General features: G+C 52.3%; 1 protein-coding gene. It reads right to left on the bottom strand.

Translation table 11 applies throughout. The annotated features are described in order from the left end of the window. On the bottom strand, positions 1-327 hold a 327-nt coding region (locus Q4563_RS18070), incomplete at both ends, for a sodium:solute symporter family transporter (protein ID WP_442903785.1).

Here is a 327-nt window from a genome sequence, read left to right as displayed (position 1 = left end):
AACCAGGGTCTGGTCAAGCTTGATCAGCAGGGGAGTGCCGTCGGCAGTATCACCCATGAAACCGAGTTGTGGGATTGGGTTGCCAGTCAGGTTCAGGGAGATAAAGACCGCAGGTACGGTGTAAGCAAAGATCAGTACACAGTATTGCGCGATCTGGGTGTAGGTAACGCCTTTCATACCGCCGAGTACGGCGTAGAAGAATACAATCGCCATACCGGAGTACAGGCCAGTTGCATAATCAACGTCGAGGAAGCGGGAGAAAGCCACGCCGATGCCTTTCATTTGACCAATTACATAGGTCAGGGAAGCAACGATCAGGCAGACAAC

Source organism: Gilvimarinus sp. 1_MG-2023 (genome assembly GCF_030548285.1).
This window is presented reverse-complemented; position numbering and strand designations above follow the sequence as displayed.